General features: G+C 60.6%; 3 protein-coding genes. All 3 read right to left on the bottom strand.

The window, feature by feature from the left end; genetic code table 11:
• Positions 1–252: 252 nt before the first annotated feature.
• Positions 253–1,251 carry an ornithine carbamoyltransferase gene (gene argF / locus QZ302_RS08740; protein WP_294594537.1) on the bottom strand — a complete coding sequence of 333 codons (999 nt, stop codon included), beginning with the start codon at positions 1,249–1,251 and terminating at the stop codon, positions 253–255.
• Between the two features lie 369 nt (positions 1,252–1,620).
• Positions 1,621–3,006, bottom strand: coding sequence for a lytic transglycosylase domain-containing protein (locus QZ302_RS08735; RefSeq protein ID WP_294594535.1), 1,386 nt, complete (start codon positions 3,004–3,006; stop codon positions 1,621–1,623).
• Between the two features lie 35 nt (positions 3,007–3,041).
• Positions 3,042–4,502, bottom strand: a complete 1,461-nt coding sequence (locus QZ302_RS08730; RefSeq protein ID WP_294594534.1) for a DUF5683 domain-containing protein — start codon at positions 4,500–4,502, stop codon at positions 3,042–3,044.
• Positions 4,503–4,569 lie beyond the last annotated feature (67 nt).

Raw genomic sequence — 4,569 nt, 5'->3', positions numbered from 1 at the left:
TGTCCGCGCGCTGGCGGAAATCTTATTCAAACGCGAAACACGCGTTTGAATGATTTCCTTTTCCAGCTGTCGCGCGCGGGGCGAGTTTTGTCCCGCCTCGAACTGTTCTTTCTGTGAACAAAAAAAACCAAAAAAACTTTAGACGGATGCTTCGCATCCTCCAGCTGCCTCGGCCCAACCCTTCGCTCGCGCGCGGTCGGCTGAAAACGATAACGGCCGACCGTCGTGGCATGGAACGCGGAGAGCTTCTGCCTAAAACGACGTCTCCGGCTGCTGTGACAGCGTCGCCACCATCACCGCCTTGATCGTGTGGAGCCGGTTTTCCGCCTCGTCGAAGACCAGCGAAGCCGCAGACTCGAACACCTCGTCCGTCACCTCCATCTCCCGCAGCCCGTATTGCTGGAAAATCTCCTGCCCGACCGTCGTCTCCAGGTCGTGGAACGCCGGCAGACAGTGCAGGAACCGGCACTCCGGATTCCCCGTCAGCTCCATCATCCGCCGATTGACCTGATACGGCAGCAGCAGCCGGATCCGCTCGTCCCACACCTCCGCCGGCTCACCCATCGACACCCACACGTCCGTGTAGATGAAGTCCGCCCCCTCGACCGCCTCGGCGACCTCCTCCGTAATCGTAATCCGCGCCCCCTCTTCCCGGCGGAGCTTCTCAACGAACGCCGCATCCGGATGGTACGCCTTCGGCGCCGCCGCCGAAAAGATCATCCCCATCTTGGCGCACCCCGCCATCAGCGACCGCGCGACATTGTTGTCCGCCGTCCCCGCGAAGCAGACCTTGATCTCCTCCAGCGGCTTGTCGCAGTGCTCGATCATGGTGAGCAGGTCGGCCAAAAACTGCGTCGGGTGACACTCGTTCGTCAGCCCGTTCCACACCGGAACACCCGAGTACTCGGCCAGCGTCTCCACGATCTCCTGCCCGTAGCCCCGGTATTCGATTCCGTCGTACATCCGCCCCAGCACCCGCGCCGTGTCGCGGATCGACTCCTTTTTGCCCATCTGCGAGCCGCTCGCGCCGATGTAGGTCACCGCCGCCCCCTGGTCGTGCGCCCCGACCTCGAACGAACAGCGCGTCCGGGTCGAGTCCTTGGCAAAGAGCAGCACGATGTTTTTCCCCGTCAGGTAGCGTTCTTCGTTTCCGGCCCGTTTCTGCGCCTTGAGCCGCGCCGCGAGCCGGACGAGTCCGTCGATCTCTTCGCGCCGCAGCGATGCGATATCTAAAAAGCTTCTTCTGTACATAATCTTCTTTTAATAATTCGATTTTCCGTACGCCTCTATTTTCATTGATGTTAGCTGGAACTGCCGCTTTTTGAAAAAAGCGGCACCAAAAACTTTTAGTTAGCTACGCTACTCCTTAGGCTCCGCAGTCCTCAATCTTCGAGATTACTTTTGGGTCGGGGTTGTAGCGCGCTATAAGGTTTAACTTGCATTAAGCGCGCTACAACTCCCGGCCCAAAGAAGCGTCCGAGAGTTGGGCCGCCGGCAGCTTTAGGATGCGTAAGCATCCTCCAAAAGTCTTTTGGGTACCTTTTCTTCAGAAAAGGTACGGTTTCCTCCACTACAAAGAAACAGAGAGGACAGAAAAACGATTGATGAATGAAAGAGCGGTTATTTCCGGTAGATGACCAGCGTCTGTCCCGGTCGGAGCGTTTTGGCGTTCTTGATGTTGTTCCAGCTCATGAGCTGGCTCACCGTGACATTGTATTTCGCCGCGATCCGCCCGAGGATATCCCCGCTTTTGACCTTGTAAGTGATCTTCGTACCGCTTCCCCTGCTGCCCGACGAAGCCGCCGACTGGTTTCGCGACGTCGTCGCCGTCAGCTGTTCGTCCGACAGGTTGCTGATGTTCAGGTACTTCGCCAGGTAGAGCGTATCCTTGTCATAGATCGACCGGCTGTTCCGGATAAAAGCCGAGGCGTACTCCTGCGGCAGCGTGAGCGTGTACGGCTGCGCCTTGGCCGGCACCACATCGTTGATATACTGCGGATTGAGTCCCCTGAGTACCTCGATCGGGATGTCGAGCGTCGAAGCCACCTGCTCCAGATGGAGCATGCGGTCGATCTGCACCGTATCCGTCGCCACCGGATGCCACGGCACCGTCGGCCTCAGGTTGTGCGCCTTGTAGTACGTATAGGCGTATGTCGCCGCGATGAACGCCGGGATGTAGCCCCTCGTCTCGCGCGGCAGGTACTCGTACAAGTCCCAGTACGTCGCCGCGTTGCGCCCCCCGTGCGCCGTCCGGAAACGCTCCATCGCCTTGTTGACGTTCCCCGGCCCGCAGTTGTAGGCCGCGATCACCAGCGTCCAGTCACCGTACATCCGGTACATGTCCTTCAGGTAGCGGCACGCCGCCTCGGTCGATTTGACCGGGTCGCTGCGTTCGTCCACAAACGTGTTGATCTCCAGCCCGTACGCCTTCCCCGTCCGGAGCATGAACTGCCAGAGTCCCACCGCCGCCGCGCGCGACTGGGCCCTCGGCACCAGCGCCGATTCGATCACCGGCAGCATTTTGAGCTCCATCGGCAGCTTGTAGCGGTACAGCGCCTCCTCGAAGATCGGGAAGTAGTACTGCGCGAGCCCCAGCACCCGTTCCATCGTCCCTCCGCGGCGGGTGTAGGTGAGGATGTACTTCTTGACGATGTCGTTATAGGGCAGCTGCACCTCGGTGGCCATCATCTTGAGCCGTTCGGCATAGACCTCGTCCGGCAGTGCGCCCCGCATGTCCACGTGGTCGAGGTCGACGTCGATGAACTCGTTCACGAACTTGTCGTACGATTCGACGATGTTCCGATGTTTGAAGTTGGCCAGCAGCGAGTCGTAGGTACTCGCCCCCGTTCCGCGGAGCGCCAGCCGGCCGAACGAGCGGGTATCTCCCGTCTGCGCCCTCCCCCTCAGCGGGCTCGCGGCGAGTATCGCCAGCATCATCCCGCAGAGGCAGAGAGAAAGCCCCCCCCATCGATATTCCCCATCGGTTGTGAGTCGGAATTTTCGCATGATATGGTTGGTTAGTCAATTTTTCGTCGTCCCTCTCAGAACCGGAAGCTCAGCGCCAGCCCGTATGCCGTCCCCTGCGCCGGACTGACCGGCCGTCCGTTGAAGCGGCTGTCGATCATCGTGGGCTCGACCCTCACCGAGAGGTTCTCGTCCACGTCCCAGTTTTTGAGCGAAGCGATCACATAGGTGTCCACGATACTGAGCAGATAAGCCGCCGCCATGCCGATGATCGCCAGGTCGCGGTCCCTCCGGTAAGCACTCCTCACGCGCGAGAGGATCTCCGGCGAGTACCGTCCCCCGAACTCGTCCACCGTCGAGGGGTTTCCGTCCGTCAGCGCGTCGTATGCCGTCTTGTACCGCTGGTAGTTCCGGTTGTTGTAGTCGATCACCGTGGCCAGGGCGATAAACCCGCCGTAGTAGATCGGCAGCCGCCAGTAGGTTTTGGTGTAGACGAACCCCATCCCGGGAAATACCGCCGCCAGCGTGGTCGCCTTCCGCACCGGGTCGACCGGCCCGCGGTAGTTGAAGACCGCGTCGGCCACGAAGTAGAGGTACGTGGCCCCCGCCATGGCAAACATCAGGGTCTGTCCGCTCCCCGCGTTCCGCATCTGTGTCCTCGCCCGCCGCTGTATGTCCGGCGGCAGCCGCAAGTCCACCGCGCGGTCGTACTCCGCTTTGTAGGTTTTGTACCGGTTGTGGAAGACGAACCCGCCGGCCAGAAATCCCCCCACGCCGCCATAGAGGATCGGCAGTTTCCACGCCTGCCGGTTGTATATCTGCCCGAATCCCGGCGCAATGGCCGAGAAGAGGGTGTGTCTCCCCGCCGAAATGGTGTCTTGCGTAATCCGGAAGCGGGGTTTGAAGAGCCGGGCCGAGTCTTCTGCCGAGAGCAGCCCTCCGCTCCCGTCTTTCCCTCCTTCCGCCGCGCCGGACTGTGTGCTGTCCGCCTCCGGATAGGTGAGCCCCGCGATCCGGAACGGTGCTTTCCACAAAGTCGAGTCGGTCACGTATTGCACCAGCAGCGAGTCGCTGAACCGACTGGCGATGAGCGTGTCCGCCGCTGTCCGGAAAGCCGGAAGGCTGTCGAATCCCGCTGCGCGGATCAACGCGCTGTCGGGTCTCAGTGTGGTGCGGATATACCGCCCTCTCCTGAACAAGCTGTCGGTTTCAGGATCGAACGGCGATCCTTTGGCTCCGCCCGAGATGCGGACGTGCTGTCCGACAGCGATCCCGTCCATCTCTTTGACGCGTTCGTTGAGTTGTTTGCGTTGGTCGATGGTCAGGTCTTGCCGCATGCGCCGTTTTTCGGCGAGCCGCTGTGCTTTGGCCTCCGCCTTTTCGATCCGCCGTCGGTCTCGTGCGGTGATCGCGGTACTGTCCGCCGCTCCGGCCGAGGCTTGTGCCGCCGTCGCTCCGCAGCCGCCGAACCACACGAATCCCCACAGCAAAGCCCGAACGCTCAGCCGACCGAAAGGATATGCAAACACACGCAGCATGATATAGGTTTGTTTTTTAGTTTGTTAGGTTCTTTTTACCCGGTTGCCTTTTACCCGGTTGCCTTTT

Origin of the sequence: uncultured Rikenella sp., from assembly GCF_910579375.1 — a bacterium.
Lineage (GTDB): Bacteria > Bacteroidota > Bacteroidia > Bacteroidales > Rikenellaceae > Rikenella.
Note: the sequence above shows the minus strand (reverse complement) of the source record. Positions and strands in the feature narration are given on the sequence as shown.